The 26,058-nt window shown below is 38.4% G+C and carries 24 protein-coding genes and 1 pseudogene; 22 read left to right on the top strand and 3 right to left on the bottom strand.

Features of this window, described 5'->3' with window-relative positions; genetic code table 11:
* Positions 1-58 precede the first annotated feature (58 nt).
* From BXY41_RS13040 to BXY41_RS12975, 14 genes and pseudogenes are all read left to right on the top strand, one after another.
* Positions 59-304: a hypothetical protein gene (locus BXY41_RS13040; RefSeq protein WP_104437289.1), complete on the top strand. Its 246-nt coding sequence runs from the start codon at positions 59-61 to the stop codon at positions 302-304.
* Positions 283-780: a hypothetical protein gene (locus BXY41_RS13035; RefSeq protein WP_104437288.1), complete on the top strand. Its 498-nt coding sequence runs from the start codon at positions 283-285 to the stop codon at positions 778-780. Before BXY41_RS13040 ends, BXY41_RS13035 begins: the two co-directional genes overlap by 22 nt.
* A 79-nt stretch (positions 781-859) precedes the next feature.
* Positions 860-5,872 carry a DUF6531 domain-containing protein gene (locus tag BXY41_RS13030; protein WP_104437287.1) on the top strand — a complete coding sequence of 1,671 codons (5,013 nt, stop codon included), beginning with the start codon at positions 860-862 and terminating at the stop codon, positions 5,870-5,872.
* Positions 5,873-5,924: 52 nt separating this feature from the next.
* Complete coding sequence (locus BXY41_RS13025) at positions 5,925-6,767, top strand: hypothetical protein (protein WP_104437286.1); 843 nt, start codon at positions 5,925-5,927, stop codon at positions 6,765-6,767.
* A gap of 26 nt (positions 6,768-6,793) precedes the next feature.
* Positions 6,794-7,177 (top strand): DUF4304 domain-containing protein, encoded by a 384-nt coding sequence (locus BXY41_RS13020; protein WP_104437285.1) that lies wholly within the window; start codon positions 6,794-6,796, stop codon positions 7,175-7,177.
* Between the two features lie 491 nt (positions 7,178-7,668).
* The gene (locus BXY41_RS13015) at positions 7,669-8,055 is read left to right on the top strand and encodes a hypothetical protein (RefSeq protein ID WP_104437284.1); all 387 of its coding nucleotides are present in this window, start codon (positions 7,669-7,671) and stop codon (positions 8,053-8,055) included.
* A gap of 38 nt (positions 8,056-8,093) precedes the next feature.
* Positions 8,094-8,915, top strand: coding sequence for a hypothetical protein (locus BXY41_RS13010; protein WP_104437283.1), 822 nt, complete (start codon positions 8,094-8,096; stop codon positions 8,913-8,915).
* Positions 8,916-10,090: 1,175 nt separating this feature from the next.
* Positions 10,091-10,288 (top strand): hypothetical protein, encoded by a 198-nt coding sequence (locus tag BXY41_RS26760; RefSeq protein WP_104437281.1) that lies wholly within the window; start codon positions 10,091-10,093, stop codon positions 10,286-10,288.
* The gene (locus BXY41_RS12995; RefSeq protein ID WP_104437280.1) at positions 10,264-10,908 is read left to right on the top strand and encodes a SecDF P1 head subdomain-containing protein; all 645 of its coding nucleotides are present in this window, start codon (positions 10,264-10,266) and stop codon (positions 10,906-10,908) included. The genes BXY41_RS26760 and BXY41_RS12995 overlap by 25 nt, the downstream gene beginning before the upstream one ends.
* Before the next feature lie 24 nt (positions 10,909-10,932).
* Complete coding sequence (locus tag BXY41_RS12990) at positions 10,933-11,325, top strand: RDD family protein (protein WP_104437279.1); 393 nt, start codon at positions 10,933-10,935, stop codon at positions 11,323-11,325.
* Between the two features lie 91 nt (positions 11,326-11,416).
* Complete coding sequence (locus BXY41_RS12985; protein WP_104437278.1) at positions 11,417-12,265, top strand: hypothetical protein; 849 nt, start codon at positions 11,417-11,419, stop codon at positions 12,263-12,265.
* A gap of 88 nt (positions 12,266-12,353) precedes the next feature.
* Complete coding sequence (locus BXY41_RS12980) at positions 12,354-13,376, top strand: hypothetical protein (protein ID WP_104437277.1); 1,023 nt, start codon at positions 12,354-12,356, stop codon at positions 13,374-13,376.
* 45 nt (positions 13,377-13,421) lie between these two features.
* Positions 13,422-13,667 (top strand): hypothetical protein, encoded by a 246-nt coding sequence (locus tag BXY41_RS26565; protein ID WP_146088576.1) that lies wholly within the window; start codon positions 13,422-13,424, stop codon positions 13,665-13,667.
* A 154-nt stretch (positions 13,668-13,821) separates the two neighbouring features.
* A pseudogene (locus BXY41_RS12975) lies at positions 13,822-14,247 on the top strand (IS66 family transposase); the annotation flags it as partial.
* Positions 14,248-14,487: 240 nt separating this feature from the next.
* On the opposite strand, the gene BXY41_RS12970 reads toward BXY41_RS12975, so the two are convergent.
* Both BXY41_RS12970 and BXY41_RS12965 read right to left on the bottom strand, forming a co-directional pair.
* Positions 14,488-14,979: a nitroreductase family protein gene (locus BXY41_RS12970; protein WP_104437276.1), complete on the bottom strand. Its 492-nt coding sequence runs from the start codon at positions 14,977-14,979 to the stop codon at positions 14,488-14,490.
* A 23-nt stretch (positions 14,980-15,002) separates the two neighbouring features.
* Entirely contained in the window at positions 15,003-15,461 is a 459-nt protein-coding gene (locus BXY41_RS12965; RefSeq protein ID WP_104437275.1) for a MarR family winged helix-turn-helix transcriptional regulator, read from the bottom strand.
* 349 nt (positions 15,462-15,810) lie between these two features.
* On the opposite strand from BXY41_RS12965, the gene BXY41_RS26755 reads away from it, so the two are divergent.
* Both BXY41_RS26755 and BXY41_RS12960 read left to right on the top strand, forming a co-directional pair.
* Positions 15,811-15,981, top strand: a complete 171-nt coding sequence (locus BXY41_RS26755) for a hypothetical protein (RefSeq protein ID WP_170072350.1) — start codon at positions 15,811-15,813, stop codon at positions 15,979-15,981.
* Between the two features lie 478 nt (positions 15,982-16,459).
* Positions 16,460-17,266, top strand: a complete 807-nt coding sequence (locus BXY41_RS12960; RefSeq protein ID WP_207657072.1) for an MBL fold metallo-hydrolase — start codon at positions 16,460-16,462, stop codon at positions 17,264-17,266.
* 173 nt (positions 17,267-17,439) lie between these two features.
* Here BXY41_RS12960 and BXY41_RS12955 read toward each other — a convergent pair whose 3' ends face one another.
* Positions 17,440-17,802 carry a winged helix-turn-helix transcriptional regulator gene (locus tag BXY41_RS12955; RefSeq protein WP_104437274.1) on the bottom strand — a complete coding sequence of 121 codons (363 nt, stop codon included), beginning with the start codon at positions 17,800-17,802 and terminating at the stop codon, positions 17,440-17,442.
* Positions 17,803-17,945: 143 nt separating this feature from the next.
* Between BXY41_RS12955 and BXY41_RS12950 the strand changes: the two genes are divergently transcribed.
* From BXY41_RS12950 to BXY41_RS12925, 6 genes are all read left to right on the top strand, one after another.
* Positions 17,946-18,497, top strand: coding sequence for a flavodoxin family protein (locus tag BXY41_RS12950; protein WP_104437273.1), 552 nt, complete (start codon positions 17,946-17,948; stop codon positions 18,495-18,497).
* A gap of 67 nt (positions 18,498-18,564) precedes the next feature.
* On the top strand, positions 18,565-19,236 hold the full coding sequence (locus tag BXY41_RS12945; protein ID WP_104437272.1) for an SDR family NAD(P)-dependent oxidoreductase: 672 nt from the start codon (positions 18,565-18,567) through the stop codon (positions 19,234-19,236).
* A 75-nt stretch (positions 19,237-19,311) separates the two neighbouring features.
* On the top strand, positions 19,312-19,797 hold the full coding sequence (locus tag BXY41_RS12940; RefSeq protein ID WP_104437271.1) for a flavodoxin family protein: 486 nt from the start codon (positions 19,312-19,314) through the stop codon (positions 19,795-19,797).
* A 100-nt stretch (positions 19,798-19,897) separates the two neighbouring features.
* Positions 19,898-20,614: a DsbA family oxidoreductase gene (locus BXY41_RS12935; RefSeq protein WP_104437270.1), complete on the top strand. Its 717-nt coding sequence runs from the start codon at positions 19,898-19,900 to the stop codon at positions 20,612-20,614.
* 633 nt (positions 20,615-21,247) lie between these two features.
* A complete protein-coding gene (locus BXY41_RS27495; RefSeq protein ID WP_104437405.1) occupies positions 21,248-23,326 on the top strand; it encodes a sialate O-acetylesterase in 2,079 nt (692 codons plus the stop codon).
* A gap of 89 nt (positions 23,327-23,415) precedes the next feature.
* Positions 23,416-26,010 (top strand): carbohydrate-binding protein, encoded by a 2,595-nt coding sequence (locus BXY41_RS12925; protein WP_242980195.1) that lies wholly within the window; start codon positions 23,416-23,418, stop codon positions 26,008-26,010.
* Positions 26,011-26,058 lie beyond the last annotated feature (48 nt).

Genomic DNA, 26,058 nt, shown 5'->3' with positions numbered 1-26,058 from the left:
GGCTCCAGCAGAACTGTACTGGAGGCCTCCATGCTTTTTTGAATGCTTTGAGGAAGATATGGAAACTGTGATGATCGGCTTACGCAAAAAGTACCCAAGGATTTGGAGGTATGAGGAAGAGGCTGTCCGCAGGATATGTATAGAATATTACTATGCAGCTGTCTGTCAGCTGTGCTTTGATCTGGCAGGAGAGATCATGGAAACGGAAGCTTTTCAAAAGGCAGTAAAGGCTGAAAATTTTACTGCCTTTTTCGGAAGATATCAGGGAGAGGGGGAGATCCTTTGGCGTATAAAGGAAAAATGAAATATTTTATATTGACCGACGGAGATAAAAATCCTTTTCCGCAGATCATAAACTGGAGCCAGACCATTGATGTAAGGAAGCTGACCCGGGACGAGTATCAGAAGATGCCACCTTTCATCCAGCTTAATGCAAAACTTGGAATGGACGGGGTATTTCCGGATGTCATTGTTAAGCCATTTCTTTTGCTTTCCAGGCCGGCTATGGAGGTGACGGCTTTATATGATTTAAATATTCCATTTTTGTTTTTTGTACTATTTGACACGGATAAAGGGGAATGCGCCTCCTATTACTGTCCTATGCTGGAAGAAGAGGAGTGTCTGGCAAGGCATCCCGGTCCCGGACAGAGGGAGATAGTCCTTGACAGAGAAAAAATTAGTGGAGTTCCTCTATTCCGTGTCAGGACAGGAACAGAAAGTGCAGTAGTAATTCGTATGGATTTAGCGGAAAGTCTGCTGGAACGGGGGGCATTGGTCTGAAGCTTAAAGAGGTAAGTTTATCTGGCAGCAGCATCTTGAAATAAACGGTTGAAACAGGGGAAAGAGAGGAGAAAAAGCAATGAGTGAGGCAGGTAAAATGAATTTTGGTCAGGGAGCGAGATCGCTGCTTAATCAGGCGCAAAAAGCAGCAGACAGTAAGGAGTATCTGGTGGAGGGAGCAAAGCTTTTCTGTGTGAACGGAAGCAATATTACCCAGCTTAAACTTCCAACCGGTCATGGATATACCAGCGGTGGAAAGAAAAAGGTGAACTGTAAGGATTGCAAGGCGTGTGAGAATATCCCGTACTTTGGAGAGTGCCGAAAGAATGAAAAGGACCACAAGTGCGAAGGTTTCATGGATCTGGTTGATAAATGGGAAAATACAGCAGTAGGAACCGGAAAGGCAGAAACCGTAGGGGGAGAAGAGGCTATCAGCATGAGCTCTGTCCTGCTCTGCAAAAAGGGAGGAGTTATTATTCCGGTGTCTTCAGGTCAGGGATATGACGGGAAGATAAACTGGGCTGCATTTTTAAAGCGTTACCAGAATGTATTCCGCTGGGTAGCAGGGAAGAATATGCTTTGTCAGGTTTATGGCAAAGATCCCATCAATATGAATACAGGAAATTATATTTATGAAAAAGAGGATCTTGTAATAAATGGCAATATGCCGTTAAGTTTTCAGCTGTTCTATAACGCTATGGATTGCGGAGACCAGCAGGTACTTGGAGAGGGATGGAATCATAATTACGGGGTCCGTCTGATAAAAATCAAAGAGGAAGAACTGTTAGGAATCGTTCTGGAAGACGGCCGGGAACTGCCTTACTGTCGGAAGCTGGGGGATAGTTATGCACCTGTAATGGGAGACGGAGGAATACTGAGCAGATCAGAAAACGGCTACCAGTTAGAGACGGAAGATGGCACTGTTTATGAGTTCGACCAGGAGGGAAAGCTATACAGTCAGAAAGACAGGAATGGAAACAAGCGTAAATTTACTTACAACAGTGATGGACTTTTAGAATGTGTGGATAATGGAACCGGAGGCAGGCTGAATTATACCTATAACAAGGAAAGGAAACTGATCTATGTAGAGGATCATACCGGAAGAAAGATCAGTCTGATATATCAGTATGGGAAACTTCGGTGGTTTACCAATTCCATGGGAAACACCTATACCTATGAATACAATGAGAATGGAAAGCTAAATGGAATTATTACGCCCCGGGATATACTGGGAGTGAAGAATGAGTATGACGGAGCTGACCGTGTAAGAAAGCAGATCCTGCCCGATGGGGGTGTGACAGAGTTTCGGTATGATGATGAAAATAACCGTACCTACATGCTGGAGCAGAATGGAAGTCTGGTCATTTATGAAAGTGATAAACGAATGCGAAATGTCCGTACCATTTATGAGGATGGGGAAGAGATATTTGAATATAATGACAGGAATCAAAAGATTCGTTTTACGGATAAAAATGGGAATACGACCAGGTATTCATATGATAACCAGGGGAATTTAACGCAAGTAGTCAATGCTTTGGGGCAGAAGACGAATATGACTTATGACATTAACGGAAAATTGATTTGTATAAAGCAACAGGATGGTGCCTGTTCTAAAAGACGTTATGATAAATCAGGGAATCTTGTGGAAGTGGAAAATCCAAACGGAAATATTACACACTTAAATTACGACGATAAAAAACAATTGGAAAGTATTTTATATCCGGACGGTTCGAAGAAAAAGCTGTGCTATGATTCATCAGGAAACGTAACCTGTATGATTGATTCAATGGAAAATATGATCCAGTACGAATATGACATATTAAACAGAGTTTCTTCGACAACAGATGGAAATGGAAACATAACCAAATTTTTTTATAATGAAAAGAACGATATTGTTAAAACCATAAATCCTATGGGATATGAAAAAGAGTACAAATATAATCCAAGCGGAAAGGTAATTGCCATCATGGATTATGATGGGTCAACACAAAAGATGTGGTATAATTCCTGCAACCGTCCGGAACGATACGAGGATCAAGAAGGGAATACAACGGAATATCAGTATGATCAAATGGGCAATCCGATTAGTGTAAAACTGCCCAATGGAGGAGAAATACACCTTACCTATGATAAATCCAACCGACTGATTCAACATGAAGATGCAGTAGGGGGGCAAACGAAATTTGCATATGATGCCTGCGGAAACCAAGTGCAGATAAAAGATGTAAGAGGTAAAATTATTAATTACCATTATGATGCATTAAGCAGAGTAATAGAAGAATCGGATTCACTTGGCATGGTAACTCATTACGAATATGATGTTGCTGGAAACTTAGCACGGATCATAGATCCGGCTGGTAATTGGAAACAGATGGAGTATGATGCAAGTGGAAGGAAAATTAAAGAAACTGATATTCGTGGTAACATAACTACCTTTTGTTATAATTCAATGGGCAAACCGATATCTGTTAAGGATGCAATTGGAAGGACGACTTCTTATGAATACTATCCCGGAGGTCTTTTAAAAAAAGTAAATTATCCTGATGGAAAAGGTGAGAATTATATTTATGATGGAAACCGGAACATATTGGAAAAATGGGATAGTGAGGGGTACCGTATTCGTTATTACTATGATTGTCAGAACCGCATAATATCAATAAAAAGCAGTGACAGTCAGGAAAAATCCTATTCTTATGATACAACTGGGAATATAACTTCCGTTACGGATGCCAATGGAAATACAACCAAGTACAGCTATTCTCCGGCTGGAAGGCTTATGAGCGTGGAAGATGCAAAGGGGAATCTTACGAGATATGGTTATGATCCTTTGGGTAATGTAACTGTGGTATTCCGAACAGGGAACCAGTCTGAGCGTCACATGGAACTGGAGGAGGCCATAAAGCTAAATCAAATTCAACATAGCCTGCATCTGACGTTTTATGAGAGGGATTTGACCGGGCGGATACTTTCCGTGACGAATCCATTGGGAAATAAGGAACAATATGAGTATGATGCTGCCGGAAACGTACTAAGAAAAACGGATCGGGATGGCTACTGTACTTCATTTTCTTACACCATTGACGGACAGATTGAGAGCATCACTTATGATAATGGAGACCAAGTAGAATACTCCTATGATCCACTCCGGCAGCTTAAGGAGGTAAAAGACTGGCTTGGAATCACTATTGCCGAGTATGACAGTTTTGGAAGAATACAGAAGATAACGGATCATCGAGGGCAAAGTATAGCTTATGAGTTTGGTGACCTGGATGAGAGGAAAGCTATTGTCTATCCTGATGGAAGCCGGACAGAATATGCCTATGACAATCTGCTGCGTATGAAGGAAGTTCGTTGCAGAGGTAGGCGTGTGAATTATCAATATGACCAGTCAGGAAGATTATCAGAAAGAAGTTGCAATAACGGTCTCACCACGTTCTGGAATTATGACCACGCTGGCAGACTGACTGAACTTATTCATAAAAAGGATGATACAGTACTGGAAAATTACCAGTATACGTATGACCGTATGGAGAATAAAACTGAAATTCGGAAATATCGAAAGGGAGTACCGGAAGAAAGCGGGAAATACAGGTATCATTATGACCATAATGGCAGGATGGCCGCTGTAGAAAAGGATGGACAGACACTGCGGGAATATGCTTATGATGCATTTAATAACCGGACAGTAATGCTGGAAGGGAAAGAAAAAACTGAATATTCCTATAATGCTGCGGATCAGATGATCCAGAAAACAGGCAGAATCAGACACATATACGATTATGATTTAAGAGGAAACTTGACAGAAATCCGGAACGATAGCACAATAGAACATGAGTATACTTACGATGCCATTGGCAGGCTGAGCATGGCTGCATCTGGTTCTGGTAAAAAAAGCAGCTGTTATGTTTATAATGGTTTGGGCAGAAGAGTTGGGAAGACAGAAAAAATTCTGGAAGCAAAAAGCAGCCAGACGGAATATCTTCTTGATATGACAAAAGATTATAATGATTTGCTTGCGGCAGAAAGTGGGGGGAAGCGTCAAAATTATTTGTGGGGAAAATTTCTTGAAGGTATGGAGGAAGGGGGATTAGAAAGTTTTGCGCTTTTAGATGAGATGGGAAGCCCAGTCAGATTTCAATGGCATAACGGAAACGATATAGAATGTTATGGATATGATGAATTTGGTTGTGATATGTATGGAAATGCTGGGAAAAAACAGCCTTTTTCCTATACCGGATATTTGGCAGATGAGGTGAGCGGCACCTACTTCGCACAAGCGAGAGAGTATATCCCGGAGATTGGAAGATTTGGTGGAGAAGATATACTAAAAGGGTATCTTGACAGTTCTTCATCTTTAAATAGTTATATATACTGTCTTAATTCACCTTTAAATTTTATTGATTTTTTAGGGAATGAATCAGAGTATTGGATTGTACTGATGGAGCAAGGTGGTGATGCCCATAAAACCTTAAAAACTAAAATGACCGGCTGCCCAGGGCTGGTTCCGGAAGCACTCATACCGGATGGATTAGAAAAAGGAAATGGGTCAGGGTATTCCACACCGTCAGGATCAGGCCGCGCAGACTACATATATTATAATGCCGCTGGGCAGATTGAAGTATATGAATTAAAACATGATACTGCATTTGGAAGAACAAGAGGTCAGGTACAGTTAGGCGCATATATAAATGCTATAAATAATAATAAGACAATATATGATGGGGAAAAGGCGGTAGAAGGTTATTCCTTAAATAGTATGTTTAATTGTTCACTTCCCAGCCTTAAATATCCAAAGAAAATGATTAATTATCATACAGATCCAAGTTATCCGGGGATGATTTTCTGGTCTTATGATGATAGAAAAAAACAGCCGCAGGAAGCGTTAGTAGCGTTGCCGAAAGATGCTTTAGAATGGGCTAAGAATGCTGGTCTGGTAGTAGGTGCTGTGGGATTGACAGCATTCGGCCTTGCCTTGTTCGCGGATGATGCGACTGGTTTTGGAGTATTAGATAATGGTTTTGCTGTGGCGCTTATTACAAAAGCAGCACAAATATTTACACAAGTATTTGGTAGTTGCCCGGCTATAAACTAAAGTATTATCAATATAATATAAAATACAGCATTTGTGTGGAAATGGAGGAAAGATGGGAAAGAAAAGTATTGTAATTGAAATAATGGAAAAAAGATTATCTCCCTATGGCTTTCATTATGCAGGATATGAGGGCTACCGTTGGAGATTCAGCAGAGAGGTAGAAGGGGTGATTCAAAGTATAGTGATTCAACGGAGTTACGCGGCAAATGACTATACTTTAGAAATTGATGCTGGTTTTCGGTTTTGCAGATCCAAAGAAATAACCAATGACCCTAAATGCAATTTAGACTTCTTGGGTTTTAACAACGAGCAAGAACAAAGAGATGTGCTAAATAAGCTGTTAGACGTTGCTGAAAAATACGGAATGAATAAACTCACTGAATTAACCAAAGAAGCAAAAACCAAACCAGATCCGATTGAACTGCCAGAACCCACTATTCAAATGTATGAGAAGTTATATAAAGATAATTCTGCATTGACTCAGCAATTTATAAGTAAGATTATGGTGGATGGTCCAATAAGGGAGACTGATATTCTACTGTTACTAAAAAAGGAACTGAAAGAACTGCAAGGGAAAACGTATGAGTCTGTACAGGATAAACTGGTGGAGTTTGCTTCTGTGTATGGAAATATGTTAATTAATAAGCTAGGAGGACGTTGGAAATATAATAAACGTATTGCTAAAACTGGCTTGGATATAACATTATGTCGTTGGATTAATGTGTTAGAAGTTTTTATTGAAGCATGGCATAAGGGAAAAGATGATTTAATAATAGAGGAATATAACTATAGGTGTAGTAGGGTTATTCCTTGGGTAACTAACTGCAGGCAATTATATGGGGAAGATTGGCAGCCGCCGTCAACTTCAGCTGAATGGGAGATTCCGCCAATGTAGTATATATGGTACCATAAGCAGTACTTATGCAGAGAAAAGTAGGAATGATGGGAAAGAAAAGTGTTGTAGTCGAAATAATGGAAAAAAGGCTGTCTCCCCATGGCTTTCAATATGTGAGTTATAATAATCTGATTTGGACCTTTAGCCGAGGGGTAGAAGGGGTAAATCAGTTTATAACGATTCAAAAGAGTCAATGGGAAAACTCTTATGCACTAAATCTTTATGTCTATGGGGTGGGGCTTCCGATATACCGAACAAAAGAGCTTACCAATGACCCGGAATACAATTGTGACTTCCTGAGTTTTAACAATGAGCAAGAGCAAAGAGAAGTGCTGAATAAGCTGTTAGATGTTGCTGAGAAATATGGCATTGATAAATTAAATGAATTACCTAATGAAAAAAAGTCATGATGGAGCCTCTTATGTAATGAAGTTATTAATTGGGTAAGGCAATGCAGGGCATTATATGGAGAAGACTGGCAACCTCCGGAAACGAAATATAAAATACCATCACTGTAATTTGGTGTTTATGGTAACCCTCAATAATCGGATAATAAAAAGATTTTCCCTAGACTAAAATGATGCAAAAGGATTTTGTATGAACATGGAAAGCAGTTTTTGTGTGATATAATCGCTATATTTTAAAAGTCAGGTACACAGTTAGGCTTAATAGCAGATCATTCCGCCAAGAGAGTGGTCTGCTTTTTCATGGACTGTACCAGGTTTCGTTATGCGCGTGAAAGAGAACCCCTTATTCTAAGAAAATGTAATTGTAGAAAAAGAACAATTGGACTGTATAAATATATTGTTAATACAACATATATATCAGGGAAATATTTATATCTGCAGATAAGGCTTGGAAAGAAGGCTGGCAGTCAATTATAGATGAAATTGATAAAATTTTGGATGCAAACGTAGAAGGAGGAGTCGGAATTGGAGGAAAGGTTTCAGTCGGGTTAGTAAATATCAGCTTTATATTAAAAAATTATCTTGAGATGGACGAACACATGGACGTTTCTTTTAAAGGTCAAGCAGGAGGTGGTGTAGGTATACCGGATAGTTTGGTATTATCGTTGGCTGGTGAGTATAATTATGGTACATATGAGTTTACTCCAATAGTTTGTTTGAACGACGGGATATTTGATGGTCATTTAAAGTTGACGTTTGGTGTTGAGGTATACGCAGGTGTTGAAGGAGGTGGTAATGTTACCATTGATTTTAGTGAGATTGGATTATTGGCATATAAGTGGGTGAAAAGCCAGTTTGTAGAGTGCGAAAGTCAAAGATAAAGGAATTGTAATAAATGATATATGGAGATTAATAAAAAATGAATAAAATTAAATTTATAAGAAGTTTATTTTTAGTTTTAGTTACATGTTTATATGCAATTATTCTAAGCGGTTTCAGCTCTGGTGAAGTTATTGCATCAGAGTTAAATACAGAAAAATCATCTGCAAATATGACTCCAGAATCCTATTTAGAGCAATATCTAGAGGCATTCAATAATCAGGATGAGGAAGCAGCTTACCGTTTATGGATTCATGGTGATAATTCAGAAAAAGCAAGAAAATCTTTTGCGGACTTATTTAGTGGACATTTGAAAATTTGGGGTATAAAAAAAGCATATACTTATACTAAAAGTGGTGAAAAATATAGACCTGCTGAGGGAAAACGACCTGCAGGAATTCTATATACCTATGAAATTAAGTGTCCCGAGGATACTTTTCAAGTTGAGTTATCAATTGATAATAATTATAATGGAAAATCTGGGCTAAACTATTTTAAATTAAAACGCCAGGAAGAGCCAACAGGAAAATTTAGTACTTGGCGAAAATTTGATTTTGCACAATGGGTTATGGCTTTTTGTGCCATACTAGAAGTGATTTTTACTTTATATACATCAGGTATTTGTATAAAAAAGAAGCAGAAACGTTGGGGATTATGGCTTCTTTTGATTATGATTGTATATGGAGGCGTATGCTTCACAGTGACAGAAAATGTTAAAGTGGGTTTTTTTGTGTATACGCTATTTATGCCTAAAATAATGAAATATACAACTGGTATACAGGTATTTTTATCGGCACCAGTTGGTGCGATTGCTTATTGGATATTTAATCATAACAATAGAATAAAAAAAGACATAAAGTAAGTTGTTACTGACGGTTTAAAGTTTTTAAACAACCGACAGATTTTATTCAGTTATGTTCGATATCCCTGTCTGCCAGAGTTTTGATTGATAAGAACTCCACAGTTCATTCCTCGAAGAGAATGGTCTGCTTTTTTCATGGACCGTGCCTTGGTTCGTGATGCACCGTGAATGAGAACTCCTTACTCTAAGAAAAGTTAATGGCAGAAAAAGAACATTAGACTTAATAATTGTTAATACATCAGATATACCAGAGATATATTTATCCTTATCCGTTAGTTATATTGTCTTTAAAATCTCCTATATACGATAAAATTAGTGCGTTTTGCATAGTAAACGATAGAATTAATTGTCGTTATTCGTTGTTTTCGTGGTATTTGCATGTTATAATTTACATAGTTACAGAAAATAACAGACGCATTCCTTCGTTATGGGTGAATTTCTTAAAGGATAGGTGTGTTTACTTATAGGGACGGGACACTTTTTTGTCCTTGAACTAATGATTTTATTTAAGAAACCAGTAGATATGTTTTCCTAGTGACAAATGTTGAAGCGGTGATAATGATGACGTATTGTGGCAAAAAGAAGAAATAGATGGGTTTGACCACAAAATATAGTGGTTTTGCTCATCCACGGATGACATAGGGGATTAAAGGTATAATCTTTATATTAGCAAAACTAATGAACAGAAAAGAAAATGGAATCACAAATCTCAGCTTTACATTGCGACCTGCCTCTTCCGATGAGACAGATCTTTTTTATAGTATTCTATGCAAATAATAGAATAGAAACCAAATGCATTAGTAACCTGTTCATGTTGCAAACGCAGCGTAGAGTTGGAACAACCATTATTTACATGGGTCGGCAGCGAAAGGAATTTATTATGATGGTCGTTCCTATGCAAGGCAGCAACGGTTTATATATGAATGAGATGAGAAAGAATTGAAAAAGAGTGATTATAAATCAAATATTTTAGGATTTATACTATCTATTGGTATTTCAGTAAAACTGCAGTAAAGTTGACATAATATTACCCTAGATTACCAAAAATTACATGTAGCCGGTTAAATGTTACATGAAGTACAATTTTGATGATTTATGGTATATAATGTAACATTAGAATAGTATTAAATAGTGATGAATAAAAAAGTCCAAACAAATGCGAGAGGTGCTATTTTATGAATGCAGTAACATCTGGGAACCTAATAATCAGCAGCGATCTGAATATCAGTGAAATTCAGGAATTTGATATGAAAATAGAGAAAAACTGTCATACCGCTGCCAGGATCACAGGATTTGTACCGGATGAAACAGGAGAGTCTCCGGCCTTTCAGAAATTGGAGGAAATAAAATGTTTAAAAAGAGATTGCATATAGTTATAATATGTGTAATGCTATTAACCTTAACTGGTTGTATACAAATGAAGGATTTTATCTATCCCTCTCATACATTTTCTATAACTCTAGATACAACAGAGGATTTATCTAAAACTCAGCTTAAGCAAGCATGTGATGTAATAGAAAATAGAATAAAAATATTAAAAATAGATGGGACAGCAAGTGGTAAAAACCAATCTATAATTGTAACTATAAAAGGTATTGATAGATCAGATGAATTGATCGAAAAATTATGTCGTAGGGGGAATATTTGTTTTATTGATGAGAATGGTAATACAATATTGGATAATAGTTCAAATGATTTAATTGAATCGGCTCAAATTTATTATAAACCATTAGACGGTAAATCTAATTTTTCGTTAGAGGTTCATTTATGTAAAAAAGCTGCTGAGGAGTTTGGAAATTTTACAGAGCAGAATATAGGAAAACATATAGGTATTATTATTGATCAAGAGATGTATTCCTATCCACTAATTTCGGAAAAAATTGAAAATGGCATATTTGAGATGGATAATATTAAAGACGAAGAGAATGCATTAATTATTAAATACTTATTTTTATCTGAATATTTGCCCTATGAGTTTTCGCTTCGTCAATAAATTTATAAGTTGGAGGAATATGCTATGAAAAGATTTATAGCAGCTATAATTGATATTGTTTTATTTTATATTTTTAACTCCCTTGTGGTATTGCTATTATTAGCTTGTATATTAAATTCAAATTTGTATATATTTATAGATTTAATATTTAATTTTTATATGGTTATAATGATAATTATATTATTTGCTTATTTTTTTATAGCAGATTATAAATTTTCTGAACTCACTGTGGGTAAAAAAATTATGAATATAAAACCTTATCAGCATGTCGAAAAGATAAAATTTGAATATGCATATGTACATACGTTAATTAAAATAACAGCTTCAATATTGTGGCCAATCACACTTATTTATTTTCTGACTCACAATAATACAATGTTCTATGATACGATTTTAAGTATAGAAATAGAAAATTAATAATTATTGAAAAATGTAAACTGTAAGGGATCTGGGATTGCCGTTGGATTAACGTGTTGCAGGAAGTACCTTATACAGAAAACGAGAAAAGATGGGAAAGAAAAGTGTTGTAGTTGAAATAATGGAAAAAAGACTGTCTCCCTATGACTTTCAATATGTGGATTATAATAATCTGATTTGGACCTTTAGCCGAGAGGTAGAAGGGGTGGAACAGTATATAGCGATTCAAAAGAGTCAATGGGAAAATTCTTATGCACTAAATCTTTATGTTTATGGGGTGGGTCTTCCGATATACCGAACAAAAGAGCTTATCAATGACCCGAAATACAATTGGGACTTCCTGAGCTTTAACAACCAGCAAGATCAAAGAGAAGTGCTGAATAAGCTTTTAGATGTTGCCGAGAAATATGGTATTGATAAATTAAATGAATTAGCTAATGAAAAAAAGGTCATGGTGGAGTCTCCTAAGCCAACTACTCAAATGTATAAGAAGTTATATGAAGAGAATGCTGTACTGATGAAGCAGTTTATGAGCCGGATTAATGCGGTTGATTTGCCAGAGGCGGACATTTTACAGTTGTTAAAAAAAGAACTTGAAGAAATACAAGGAGAAATGTATGAGGACATACAGGATAAGTTGGTAGAGCTTGCTTCCGTGTATGGAAATATGCTAATTAAGAAGTTAGGAGGGCGTTGGGAATATGTGAAATCCAGTGGTAAAGCTAGTGTAGATATTCCATTGTTTTGTAGGTGTAACATTCTAGTCGATTTTATTGAAGCCTGGCAAAAGGGTGAAGAAAATTTAATAATAAAAAATTTCAATCATAAATGTAATGAAGTTATTAATTGGGTAAGGCAATGCAGGGCATTATATGGAGAAGACTGGCAACCTCCGGAAACGAAATATAAAATGTCCTTGGATAATTATGGAAAAATTTAAGTAGAGAAACAAGTAACTGGATATCCTTATAGCTTAACTGGGATGGAAAAAATAGATATATATTTAAGTAATACAAGCTTTAAATTCCATGAAAATTTATAACGTTAACGAAAATGGGACAATATTTGATCCAAATGGCTGGACTGTACCTTGTCCATCAAAGCCTAATAAAAATCTTCGATATTACACTTTTTTTGATGAACCAGGAATGATTTATTGGGGGTATGTAAACAAACCCAAGAAAGAGCCTGTAGCTGTACCAGCAGAAAGTCTGGAAAAATATAAGAATATGGAAAAGGCAGCAAAAACTGTTGGTATAGGTGTTGGTGCAGGATATATAATTTATAGAGTATTAAGAATAATTGATATCCAAAATACATTTAAAAATATTATTCTTGAGGTAAAATTTATGACAAATTTACTTAAAAAAATAGGGAAAATTGTGGTTATTACTATGATTTCGATAATATTAATAGCTACAATCTTATATTTTTTATTATTAAATTTACATAGATATAAAAATAGTAATAATGATTCTGTAAGCATAAATTTAAGTGAAAACAGCTATACGCTTACTATAAAAAAACCAGAACCTCAATATGCAGATACTATGGAAGAAGCTCTTCAAATAAATTCTGAATATTTTTTTTCAAGATATCCATATATGAATAAAGTGAGTGATATTATTAAAATATTAGAAAATGATAATTATGCTACGATGTTTTATCATGTAGATGGAGGATTAGAATCAGATGGAATTGTGGCTAGTAAATTTATGGTTATGACAATAAATGAAAAAAAACAATATGCATTAATTTTAACAAATCCAGAAACTGTAGGTGGTAAGTGGAGATCTAAACCATTAATAACTGCTAATCGGTCGGCTCCTTTATATGATTTATTGGCTCAATATAGCATTAATGATGGAGAACGATTTATATTTGGTAGTTTTGGAACTGATAAAGTAAATACTCTAAAAATAGAAGGTCAGAGTCCAACAGAGATAATCGAATATAATGCAAAGGGGAAGAAAGAGTACTTTTGGTATTATGAAAATTTAATTAGCGATAAACCAAGCTCACAATTCGATATAGAAATGGAAGAAGAATGAAAGTTAAAACAAGAGAATTGAGACCAGTATAGAAGTGGAGTAAAAGTGAAAAAGTCAGAAGAAGTTAAATGTCTGTGTTTCTGGACCTATGTGGTAAATAAAGACCATCATTATTCTGACAATTGTGATAATGGTTTTCTTGTGACAACGACGGTTCTTGATGCTCCTTATTACTTTCGACAGTGGCAAGAGCACTCACAGTATTATGAAAAAGGAACGATTATGGGAAAGAAGAGTATCGTAAAATTAAGAAAATGCTGTAGTATCAGTCAACCAAGCAGAAGAGGTTAGCATAGAGGAGCTATTAGCATGAGTACTGTCCGGGTCAATAAATAGAGAGATCTCTCAGGGAATGCTAAGCAACAGTCGCTTTGGAAACTTGATATACCGTATATGGGCGAAAACTGTGACTAGAGGATGGTGATGCCATATAAGAATGTATTGCAAACCACTGGTAAAGGCTTTCTTTGCATGGATACAAGAAAACCGTGATAAAGTTCCACCAAAATCGGAGACAGGAAAGGGTTTTACTTATTGCCTGAATCAGGAGAAGTATCTAAAAGTATTTTTGGAAGACGGCATGGTCCCTGCAGATAACAATGCTGCAGAGCAGGCAATTCGTGGATTCTGTATTGGAAAAGCCAACTGGCACATGATTGATACCATCAACGGAGCAAAGGCCAGTGCAGTTATCTATAGCATTGCTGAAACTGCAAAAGCCAACAACCTAAAGCCTTACAATTATTTCGAATATTTGTTGACAGAAATCCCGAAACATCAGGAAGATACCAGCCTGGATTTCATGAAAGAATTACTTCCATGGTCAGAATCACTTCCAAAAGAATGCCTTAAAACAGTAGTTAATAAATAATAAAGTACGTGCCGCCAGTAAAGGCGGCATTATTGTAAAGGTACGAATGTTTTACCGTTTACTCGAAATCTGTCATATAAAATAACAAATGATAATATAAGTTATAGTCTCTATATGGTAAAATAAAGGTAATTACAATAAGTTAATTTCAGGCTAATTGCCCGCTGATGAAATAAGGGTGTAACTGCCGCTTTTTAGGGAGTGCCTACCTCAAACCTTGTTTGATGGGAATGCAAAAATTTACAAGATTGTCACCATTGATTCCAATAAGTTTCTCTTTGCGGAAGACATATTAACCCTGTTATCTGTAGGCTGAAATCCCAAATCAATAAAGCAAATCGGAATAACAGTCTCAGGCAAGTTAAAGATTTTTCTAGTTTCGTCCCTCTTTAACACACCAGCCCAAACTGATTCAACACCTGCATTATAAGCAGCAAGAAGCATATGTGTTGCTACAATGGTACCGTCAATTTCTGCTGAAGGCCCAGCGATTGCTGTATCTGCACATACCAGTAATACTATAGGTGCGCCATAACGACAAGGATGAACCTTGTCCATTTTTTCCAAAGACATTTCTGTTTCAAGAACATATATTTTTTGTGGTTGTTTGTTATAAGCAGTCGGTGCTAGACGTCCTGCTTCCAATATCTGCATCAGTTGTTCTTTTGAAGGTTTTTTATTACTATATTTTCTAACAGATCTTCTGTCCATTATAACTCTAGTGAATTCCATAAAATTCTCCTTTCTAATGTTTATTATGCGTTGGTATTCTTATCTACGGCTTCGCTTAAAAATTTGATGAACAGTTCGCCATCATCATTAAATCTACGCATACGTTCACTTCCTATTTTTTCTATCGCAGAAAGTTCAACTCTTCGTAGCTCATTGAGAATCGAATCGGCGTATGCTTGTCCGATTTCGGTTAAACTGATTTGCTTGTTTCGCTTATCCTTTAACATCGGGTGAAGGACAGCATAGCTTTTTTGCTCCAGATCTTTCAGAGCTGCATTCACAGTTTGCTTCGGTATCATGTATCGCTGACTGATTTTTTTCTGGGTACACTCATCTTGGGCTTCGTCAATTGCGGCAAGAACCAATAAATAGCTAACAGATATTCCACGTGACTTTGCCCATTCATCATATATATAATTGATTTCCTGCCATATTGAATAATAGCGGGTTAGTTCCCTTGTTAAAACTGCATTATTACTCAAGTCGACACCTCCAACTATAATAGTCTATTTATGGACTATTATAGTCTTGAATTGGACTATTGTCAAGGAGAAAAATAATCGAAGAAGATGAAATTGACTTTATACCTGATTTATAAGGCTCAGATTAAAAATAATTATTCTAATAAGCATAGCAGGAACTACCTATATAGATACAGACGTTACGAATGGAACTACTTACTATTATATTGTAACGGCAATCATCAACGGTAGCGAAGGATGGAATTCCAATGAAGCCTCAGCAACTCCACAAGCTTCCACTGATCAGCCAACCGGTAATAAAGCTCTTCTTGTGATTACTATGGTCACCGGCGAACGGAAGGAATACGAAATGACTGCAGACAAAATAAATGACTTTGTAACATGGTACAATAGTAAAGCAACATCAAGTCCAACATATGCAATTGAAAAAGATTATAATAAAGCTTCATTTACAGCGCGTAAAGATTATATTGCTTACGAACAGATTTCGAACAATGAAGTGAACGAATATAACAATTAATGATGACTAAATACAGGCGGGTATCCGGAATTTCGGACCCGCCTTACATTATCGTTTTTTATAGTACTGCTCATACCAGCGTGGCTGCTTAAAATACTGAGGGATGCTTTCTGTGCTCACTGTAAAATCCGCAACAGCTATTATTAGAGTTACATACCTGCTTTAAAGATATGTGCTGTCTACTATATAATGTTTAATTGCGCACTCAGAAATGAGTGCGTTTTGTCTAAATAATAGAGGAGAAGTTGTTTGCGCTTGTACTCACCTTGCTATATAATTATAGAATGCATGAAAAGTATATAGGCTAATATAGGGAATAGCCTGTGAACTTTTGGATCTGTTGACAAATAGACTCTGAGTGCAGTGTACGTTAACTTTAGGTTCATTTTACTTCAAATAAGGCTGGTAAATCACGGTATGAGACCGTATCAAAATCCGTGTTAACGTATCAAGCTGATAGGGAAGGAAGTCAATCGAAATGAAAATGAATGAAAAAGGTCAAATGGTAGCACCTGCTACCTGTAGGATGACAGCCGAAGATTTTGAAAATAAAGGTGGAACAAGTGTATATTGGTTAGGTGGAGGCGGAGCCATGATAAACAGTCAGGGCACAGTCATCATGATTGATCCCGTATTGGATGGGTTTGATATGCCACTGCTAATTGATATACCGATTTTATCACAAGAAGTACTTAAGGTGGATGCGGTTCTGGTTTCCCATTCAGATAGTGATCATTATTCCAGAGCTACCTGTAAGAACTTGAAATCTGTGTGCAATGCATATCATACAACCCTCTATGTGGCTTCATTAATGAAGGAAGAGTGTGACATTGATGCAAATGGGCATGATATAGCAGACCATATTCAAGTGGGCGAGATAGACATAGAACTGACACCAGCAGATCACGCATGGCAGAGATTGTATGAAAGCTATAATTACCGGGTATGGGAAGACAGAGAATGTTGTGGATTTTATTTGCGTACAAGAGATGCAAAAATCTGGTATGTTGGAGATTCTAGATTAATGGAATGTCAGCTACACATGGATCCGCCGGATGTAATACTCTTTGATTTCTCAGATAATTATGTACATATTGGTTTGGAAAATGCATACAAACTAGCCAATACTTATCCTGATGCGAAGCTTGTGCTGATTCATTGGGGAACAATGGATGCACCAAATGAGAAAGCATTTAATGGCAATCCGCAGAATATTTACGATCATGTAGTCAATCCAAAGCGCGTAATTGTGCTGGCGCCAGGACAGGAATTCAAAATTTGTTAAGAAAATAGAAACAAATGATTTATGAAAATTAAGAAGAAAGAGATATTACCCTCGTGTGATATCCCTTTCTTTAATTGAAGAAATAGACTGATCTGCAACATCTCTAATAAAGAGCAGGCTAACTGCCCGTTTTCATGGTGAACCGTTAAGGCAAGCCTCATAGATACTCTATGTTATTTTCCATACTTAAGTGTCCATTTATAAATCTCATAAAAAATTGGTATCAGGTCTCTGCCTTTTTCCGTTAAAGAATATTCTACGTGAGGGGGAATTTCATTATATTGAATCCGGTTAACCAGATCATAGGATTCAAGTTCCCGTAGTGTAGTGGTCAGCATTGTATTTGTAATTTCCGGTAGCGCTCTCTTTAACTCTCCGAAACGTATACTGTCCTGCTTGCATAACTCAAATAAGACATGGTTTGTCCATTTACCCTGTAACATGACCAAAGAGTTGCTTATACGACAATCATTTACTGTTGGTTTAAATGAATTAAGCGATTTTAAAAATTCCTCATAAGTTAAACTGTTATTCATAATGTCTCTACCTCCTGTGTGGAAATACCTATGGTATCAAGAACTATACTATGTCAGATTATTCTGCGTACTTGAACTATATTTTGATTATAGTATACTAAATATACCACGATAAATCAATATTTTTCAGGAGGATTTGAACTATGGGCAAAATTGTTGTTTTTAAAGGTAGCCCCAGAAAAAACGGATACAGCACAAAGCTGGTTGAACAGGTGATTTCGGGCGCAAAAGACGCTGGTATGGAAGTTATAACCTACGATCTCAATGACGACGGTATAAAAGGCTGTCAAAGCTGTTTTTATTGTAGGGCAAACGATGGTTGTGCTATAAAAGACAATCTGCAAACCATGTATGGAGAAATAGCTGCATGTGATGGTATCGTTGCAAGCTTTCCAATATATTTCGCCGGAATCAACGGTCAGTCAAAGACATGGATGGATAGGTTGTATCCTGTGGTAAACGCTGATTACTCACCGCGTTATCCCGGTAAGAAAGTCGTAACTGTGTATGCTCAGGGAAATCCTGACAAGGAAATGTTTAAACAGGTAACTGAGTCAACAGATTCATTGATAAAATTACTCGGGTGGGAGCTTGAAAGCAGTTTGCTTGTTTATGGAAGTGGTGTACCAGACTATAAAATCCCGCAGGAATTATTGGATGAGGCGTATGAAGCGGGAAAACGATTGGTGCAGTAATAGTCTCCAATAAACTATTTATATAAAACTCGATGAGCTGCTTTAATTTATGAAAGGAAGATGTCAAATGAAAACATTAGTAATAGTTGGGGCGGGACCCGGATTAGGAATGTCAATTGCAAAAAAGTTCGGACAAAATGGATTTCGTGTAGCGCTTATATCCCGAAATGTAGAAAAGTTGAACAAAGAAGTTAATGAACTGGAACAACAAGGCATCGAAGTGGCGTCATTTCAAGCAGATATACTAAATAAAGATCAAATTCGTTTAGCGATTGCTGCTGTTAAAAAGAAATATGGATTTATTGATGTACTTGAATACAGTCCAACACCTGGTATAGAAACAGTAGCAACTACTCTGGATGTAACAGAAGAAAATGCACTATATCAATATCAATTCAACGTATTAGGTGCGATATCCACTATTAAAGAAGTTCTTCAGGATATGTTGGATAAAGAGAGTGGGGCTTTACTGTTTACGACAGGAGGATCTTCAGTCAATCCAACGCCTGGAATGGGTAATGTTGGAATTGCAATTTCCGGTCTGCGTAATTATATCTTTAATTTGAACAGCGAATTAAAGAACAAAGGTATCTATGTGGGGCATGTATCAATTGGAATCTGGATGCAGCCGAATTCAGGAGTTCAAGATAAAATTGCGAATATTTGGTATGATATGTATACCAAAAAAGATCGCATTGAAGAATATGTTACAGAAGATAAAATCGATCAAATAAATTAGATATTTATCATCTCATATATTCATCAATGAACTCTATAATAATTCAATGAAGTTTTTTTAATAGGAGATTTTCAGATGAGTAAAACACTTATTGTTTTCTATTCAAGGACAGGTAATGTCAGACTGCTTGCGCAAAAGGCGGCACAGCTCTTAAGCGCAGACGTGGAAGAACTGAAAGACCACTCAGAATGGTCTGGGAGTATCGGGTTTGTTAGACGTTTTCACCGTGCTCTCATCAAAGGAGATACAACTCTTTCCGCTACGACATATGACCCAAAGAGTTATAATAAAATTCTTGTATTCACACCTAATTGGGGGCCTGCCCTCGCTCCAGCGGTCAGAACTTACTTGAAGCAAAATAAAGATTCAATACCTGAACTTAGCTTGGTTGTGCTTGGCGCGTTTTCAGATGCCAGCGGGGCGAAAGAAGAAGTGGCGGCTATGGGCTTTAAGCTGAACAACGTTTTAGGACTTCTTGATAAAGGGCAGACAGGGAAAGAAACAGGAGAGCTTCAAGGAGAAAATCTTACAAAACTACAAGAGTTTATTGAAAGTATTTAAACTTAATTGAAAGTATTTGTAACAGGTGAACAGGTTTTACGACCGACTCTAAATAGAAATAACAGTTGGTGGTAAGAGTTAAGAAAGGAGTTTTATGAATATGAAAATAGAGATTTGGTCAGATATTGCGTGTCCGTTTTGTTATATCGGCAAGCGACGCCTGGAAATAGCTTTGGAGCAGTTTGAGCATAAGGAGGATGTCAAAATTGCTTTCCGTAGTTTTCAGCTAGACCCTTATGCGAAAAAGAATACCGGCATGGATATTCATCAGGTTTTATCTAGCAAGCATGGTATGTCATATGAAAAAGCAAAGCAACTGAATTATCAGCTCGAACAGCAAGCGAAAGAAATCGGACTGGATTATCATTTTGATACATTAATCCCTACTAATTCCTACGACGCGCTCCGCCTTTCATATTTTTCAGAAGAGAAAGGCAAAATGAAAGAAATGATGGAACGCCTTATGAAGGCATATCTGGTAGATTCACTGGATATTGGCGATTATGCCACACTTGCTGGACTGGCAGGCGAAATTGGGCTTAATGAGAAAGAGGCTTTGGACGCTTTAGCAGACGATCGGTATAGTGAAAATATTGCAAGAGACAGGGCAGATGGATTAAAAATCGGTATTCAGGGTGTTCCGTTTTTCATTATAAATGATAAATATTCTATCACTGGAGCACAACCTAGCGAGATTTTTTTAGAGATACTTCAAAAGGTATGGAAAGAAGACTATGACAATGCTAAGACCAAGGAGAATAAATCTGGACCATCGTCCGATGGGTATTGCTCTGATGGAACATGCAAATTAGATTAATGGATTAAATCCACAATCTGGACGTTTGTATTCAAGCTGTAACATTTTAATATAGAAGTAAATGAATAGTTGATATAAATAGGATACATCTATAAGAGGTTACCTCCATAAACATTGAACTTTGGTCGGGGATATGTGTCGGGGAGGCTTCTTATAGATGTATTTTATTGCAACAAAATAATTTTAATTGTGCGCTTTTTAATCACAAAATTTAGTTTACAAAGCATTTTAAATTTTCTTTTTAATATATGTGAATTCACAATAAAAATAATCCTTTTATTGGGGAGCAGTAAAAAATGGCGCATTGTACCGCATTCCTACATGTAATATAAACATCGGATGATTATGAATTAATATCATGATGTAGAGGAAAAAATGTCCATCTCCCCCTTTGGAATAACGGCGGTTTAAAGATAAGCTTATTTTATATTACACAATAAGGTAGTGAAAGGGGGGCTATGAGAACTTAAAGATAAGTAATACGAGTGCAGTGTACTTACTAAAAAAGAAGGGAGGTTAAAATGCAGACGTAACGATTAAATTAATCTAAAGGTAGGTTTTAAATAACAAAATAACAAAACAACAAATCAACAAAAAAAGAAAGGAGATATAAACATGGAATCAAAAAATATAATGAAAAAAATAAGCAATAAATTGAGACGAAAATTTTCCATAATCGCTGTACTTCTAGCTATACTTTTCGCAATACCTGTAAATTCAGTTGCGGCGGAAACGCTCCCAGCCTCTCCACCGTCAGGCTACGACCAGGTCAAGACCAACATACCACACGGTCAGGTCAGCTATATTACATATCAGTCCACGGCGACAAACAGCCAGCGGAGGGCGAGAATTTACCTGCCTCCGGGATATTCAACAAACAACAAATACAGCGTCATGTATTTATTGCATGGCATTGGCGGAAATGAAGATGAGTGGTACAACAACGGCGCACCCAATGTCATCCTTGACAATCTCATTGCTGCCGGTAAAATTCAACCCTTTATCCTTGTATTACCAAACGGAAATGCGACGGGATCTGGAGTAAGGGATGGTTGGGAGAATTTCACGAAAGATTTGATGAATTCTCTTGTACCCTATATCGAATCACACTATTCCGTTTATACTGATGCCCAGCATCGGGCGATTGCCGGTCTTTCACAGGGTGGCGCCCAATCGCTGAATATCGGGTTGCCCAACGTGGATAAGTTTCCCTATATCGGTGGCTTTTCCTCCTCACCCATCACCAAACAGGTTAACCAGCTGTTTCCTGATGGCGGGACTAAGGTTAGGGCGAATTCAAAACTGCTGTTTCTCTCATGCGGAACCTCAGATGGACTTATATCCAATAACAATAGGGTAAGAGATTATTGCAAGTCCAATAATATTCGTTACACGGAATGGCTTCTCCCAGGTAAAGGCCATGATTGGAGCGTGTGGAAGCCAAGTCTGTGGAATTTCGCCCAGATGGCGTGCGCAGCAGGATTTACGGATCAGAATACGCCAACACCAACCCCTGATCCCGTATCGGCCTTTACACAGATCGAAGCGGAAAGTTTCAAAAACCAGCAGGGAATCCAAACCGAAACCTGCACCGAAGGTGGGGAGAATGTGGGTTATATCGAGAATGGCGATTATGTTAGTTACAGCAATATCGATTTCGGCAACGGTGCGGCAGGCTTCCAGGCCAGAGTAGCCAGCGCTACCAGTGGTGGTAATATTGAGATCAGACTGGATAGTATTAATGGCACTTTGATCGGAACTTGTCCGGTTACAGGAACAGGTGGCTGGCAGAACTGGACCGATGTAAAGAGCAATGTTAGCGGTGCAAGCGGAAAACATGACGTTTATCTGAAATTTACAGGCGGAAGCGGATACCTGTTTAACCTCAACTGGTTTAAATTTACGGCGCCATACAGCATGGAAAGCCTGGGGGTTGTAAACGAACAGGGTTTCACCCTTATGTCTGCACAGACACCTGAACCGACAACAACTACAACAGCAAAAGCTGGTAAATTCCACTGTTTTCTGCTATTAGGCCAATCCAATATGGCAGGTTATGCTTTGGCGCAAGCTTCTGATAAAGTGGAAGACCCCCGCGTGCTGGTATTGGGGTACGATAATAATGCTGCACTTGGACGGGTAACCAATAAGTGGGATGTGGCATGTCCGCCTCTTCATGCTTCCTGGCTTAATGCTATCGGCCCTGGAGACTGGTTTGGCAAGACCATGATACAGAAAGTCCCGGCTGGGGATACCATCGGATTGATACCCTGCGCCATTAGTGGTGAAAAGATCGAGACATTTATGAAGTCGGGAGGCACCAAATATAATTGGATCCTCAACCGTGCAAGAATTGCACAGCAAAATGGAGGCGTCATCGAAGGTATCATTTTCCATCAGGGCGAATCCAACAGCGGCGATCCGAATTGGCCCGGCAAGGTAAAAACACTGGTGGAGGATCTTAGAAAAGATCTAAATCTGGGGAATGTCCCATTCCTTCCCGGCGAACTGCTTTACAGCGGTCCTTGTGCAGGTCACAATAAGCTGGTAAACCAACTGCCTTCCCTGATTCCCAATTGCTATGTAGTCTCTGCAAATGGTCTGGTAGTGGATCCTGGCGATACACAATATCGTCTCCATTTTAGCCACGATTCATCAGTTACCCTGGGCAAGCGATATGCTGATAAAATGATTCAGGCCCTTGGCTGGTGAGCCCATCTTTAAAAAGTACTTGTTGGACACAGTTTCGAAGTTACCTCATATACTATAAAGATACGATAAAAAAATCAGGAGGAAACTGTATGTTAAAAAAGAAGACTTTTGCTGTCTTTCCAATAGCTGCCTCCGCTGCGACTCAGGCAACTTATTATGTTTCGCCCACAGGAAGCGACAGCAACCCAGGAACGCTTGCGGCACCCTTTCAAACAATCACTAAGGCGCGGGACGCTGTCCGCATGATCAACAGCAATATGACCGGAGATATCTATATTTATCTGCGGGGTGGAAATTACAGTATTACCAGTACCATTACTTTCGCACCACAGGATTCGGGAACAAACGGATACAGGATCTATTATCAGGCATACCCTGGTGAGACGCCGGTCTTAAACGGTGCAACAAAAGTCACAGGCTGGACTCAGCATAGCGGCAATATTTATAAAGCTGCGCTCAATCGTTCCACTAAATTGAGAAACCTGTATGTGAATGACCAGAGGGCTTCCATGACCAGCAAAACCGTTACAGCCCGCGGAGGATACGGGACTTATTCCGTAACTGCAGGACAGGCCAGTTGGGCATGGACAAGCGGCAGTAAGAGTGACGGGGTTCAGTATAATGCATCGGATGTACCGGCAATTGCCAGCAACAAAGATGACCTTGAGATCGTAAACGGTACTACCTGGAATGAGAATATAGTTTGTACCAGGGATGTCATTACATCCGGAAGTAACAGAGTGCTTCTTTTGCAGCAGCCTTATGGGGCAATAGCACAGACTCCGGGGTGGGGTGCAGCCTTTAGCGCTTCCGGTACCCATACGATTTATAATGCCTTTGAATTCTTAAATTCTCCCGGCCAATTTTATTTTGACAAGACGGCCAAAACGCTTTATTACTATATCCGTCCAGGCGAGAATATGGCAACTGCCGATGTAGAGGCGCCTGTTGTAGAGAAGCTGATCGACATCGCGGGAACATCAACGACTAACAGGGTTAAGAATATCACCTTTCAGGGCATTACTTTTGAAAATACGGATTACAGCCTTGTGAATGTTGCAGGCTCACACGGTAAATCCACATGTCAGGCAGCACAGGCATTTATTGCTTTTTATAATGACAACTGGCACAACACCAAGTATGATCTTGTTGATACATTGCCGGGAATGATCAACGTAAGCAGTAGCGATTCCATCAATTTTATAAGAAATACAGTGAAGCACAGCGGCAATGATGGAATATCCATGGTAAACGATGTTATAAATTCCAGTCTTATGGGCAACTACATCACGGACATCACATCAAGCGGTATCACAGTAGGGCATCCGCAGCATGTTTATATCGGAGACGGTGGAAACCATGCAAAATATGCTCCCGGCGTAGAAGGGGTCTGTAAGAATAACACCATTAACAATAATTTGTTGTACAACATAAGCACGTCTCACGGATTTGGTGGATGTGCCGCTATCACGGCTTACTTTGTGGATACCATTAAAATAACCAATAACCATGTTCAGTCAACAGCATACAATGGAATCCATTTAGGCTGGGGATGGTGTAATTTCACTGACTCCACTACCTGTAAAAACAACACAGTAAGTAATAACCGGATTATTAATACCTTAACCAGGCTTCATGACAGCGGAGCCATCTATACCATCGGACAGATGCCGGGCACAAACATTAACCAGAACTATGTCAGGGGAATTCCTCCTGCAACCTCCGGTCCGACCTATGGTTTGCATAACGATGAAGGAACTGCCTATATCAATGAAAATGACAACGTACTGGATATTGATCCGGGGGTAAAGTATACCATCAACTGTGAGGATTTTGGACAAAAACACGATTTAACCATATTGCGGACCTATGCCACCGTAAGTAAAATGGGCGTTAATCCTCCAAACAGTAAAATTGATCCCCCGGTTGTCGTACCGGATAACGTATGGCCTTTGACACAGTACACCACCTGTTTGAATTCGGGAATCCAGGAAGCATACAGGGATATTATCCCGGCGAACTTACTTCCAACACCGGATTATGTGTTCCCCGCAAGTTGTGCAGCTGCAGCCGGAACTGACATAAGCATAAGGAGCAGCGGGAATTCTTCAAACACGGTGTGGTTTGCACCGGCTGGAACAACCAGTTTTACCGAGGGATCTGCAATGACAAAAGCGGAAGGAACTTCCACATCGATTACTGCCCCAGCCGCTGCCGGTACGTACCGGTTGTGTGTAGTGAATTCACAAGGCATGAAGATGGGAGAATCGGCGGCACTGCTCCGGGTAAGCGGATCTTCTTCACAGATTGAAGCGGAGAGTTTCAGCAGCCAGTCCGGTATTCAAACGGAAACCTGCAGCGAAGGAGGACAGAACATTGGGTATATTGAAAATGGAGATTATGCCGTATACAACAATATCGATTTCGGTGCAGGAGTGTCAAACTTCCAGGCCAGAGTAGCCAGCGGCGCCAGTGGAGGGAATATTGAGATCAGGCTGGACAGTCTTACTGGTCCATTAGTAGGAACCTGTTCTATTACCGGGACTGGCGGTTGGCAGACGTGGACTACCAGAACCTGCAGTATCAGCGGAGCAAGCGGGAAGCATAACGTATACCTGAAATTTACCGGTGGGAGCGGTTACTTATTCAATATAAACTGGTTCCAATTTACCGGGGGAAGATAGTGTACTCGAATCAAATTGCCGTGTATCCCGTTTGGGATACCGGCAAAA

Source organism: Lacrimispora xylanisolvens (assembly GCF_002934545.1).
Taxonomy (GTDB): Bacteria; Bacillota; Clostridia; order Lachnospirales; family Lachnospiraceae; genus Lacrimispora; species Lacrimispora xylanisolvens.
The sequence above is the reverse complement of the archived record's forward strand: the minus strand, read 5'-3'. Positions and strand labels throughout refer to the sequence as shown.

Coding starts and splice junctions, on each gene's coding strand:
- BXY41_RS13040 (WP_104437289.1), top strand. CDS start 59: ATGGAAACTGTGATGATCGGCTTACGCAAAAAGTACCCAAGGATTTGG.
- BXY41_RS13030 (WP_104437287.1), top strand. CDS start 860: ATGAGTGAGGCAGGTAAAATGAATTTTGGTCAGGGAGCGAGATCGCTG.
- BXY41_RS13025 (WP_104437286.1), top strand. CDS start 5,925: ATGGGAAAGAAAAGTATTGTAATTGAAATAATGGAAAAAAGATTATCT.
- BXY41_RS13020 (WP_104437285.1), top strand. CDS start 6,794: ATGCAGAGAAAAGTAGGAATGATGGGAAAGAAAAGTGTTGTAGTCGAA.
- BXY41_RS13010 (WP_104437283.1), top strand. CDS start 8,094: ATGAATAAAATTAAATTTATAAGAAGTTTATTTTTAGTTTTAGTTACA.
- BXY41_RS26760 (WP_104437281.1), top strand. CDS start 10,091: ATGAATGCAGTAACATCTGGGAACCTAATAATCAGCAGCGATCTGAAT.
- BXY41_RS12995 (WP_104437280.1), top strand. CDS start 10,264: ATGTTTAAAAAGAGATTGCATATAGTTATAATATGTGTAATGCTATTA.
- BXY41_RS12990 (WP_104437279.1), top strand. CDS start 10,933: ATGAAAAGATTTATAGCAGCTATAATTGATATTGTTTTATTTTATATT.
- BXY41_RS12985 (WP_104437278.1), top strand. CDS start 11,417: ATGGGAAAGAAAAGTGTTGTAGTTGAAATAATGGAAAAAAGACTGTCT.
- BXY41_RS12980 (WP_104437277.1), top strand. CDS start 12,354: ATGAAAATTTATAACGTTAACGAAAATGGGACAATATTTGATCCAAAT.
- BXY41_RS12970 (WP_104437276.1), bottom strand. CDS start 14,979: ATGGAATTCACTAGAGTTATAATGGACAGAAGATCTGTTAGAAAATAT.
- BXY41_RS26755 (WP_170072350.1), top strand. CDS start 15,811: ATGACTGCAGACAAAATAAATGACTTTGTAACATGGTACAATAGTAAA.
- BXY41_RS12960 (WP_207657072.1), top strand. CDS start 16,460: ATGAAAATGAATGAAAAAGGTCAAATGGTAGCACCTGCTACCTGTAGG.
- BXY41_RS12955 (WP_104437274.1), bottom strand. CDS start 17,802: ATGAATAACAGTTTAACTTATGAGGAATTTTTAAAATCGCTTAATTCA.
- BXY41_RS12950 (WP_104437273.1), top strand. CDS start 17,946: ATGGGCAAAATTGTTGTTTTTAAAGGTAGCCCCAGAAAAAACGGATAC.
- BXY41_RS12945 (WP_104437272.1), top strand. CDS start 18,565: ATGAAAACATTAGTAATAGTTGGGGCGGGACCCGGATTAGGAATGTCA.
- BXY41_RS12940 (WP_104437271.1), top strand. CDS start 19,312: ATGAGTAAAACACTTATTGTTTTCTATTCAAGGACAGGTAATGTCAGA.
- BXY41_RS12935 (WP_104437270.1), top strand. CDS start 19,898: ATGAAAATAGAGATTTGGTCAGATATTGCGTGTCCGTTTTGTTATATC.
- BXY41_RS27495 (WP_104437405.1), top strand. CDS start 21,248: ATGAAAAAAATAAGCAATAAATTGAGACGAAAATTTTCCATAATCGCT.
- BXY41_RS12925 (WP_242980195.1), top strand. CDS start 23,416: ATGTTAAAAAAGAAGACTTTTGCTGTCTTTCCAATAGCTGCCTCCGCT.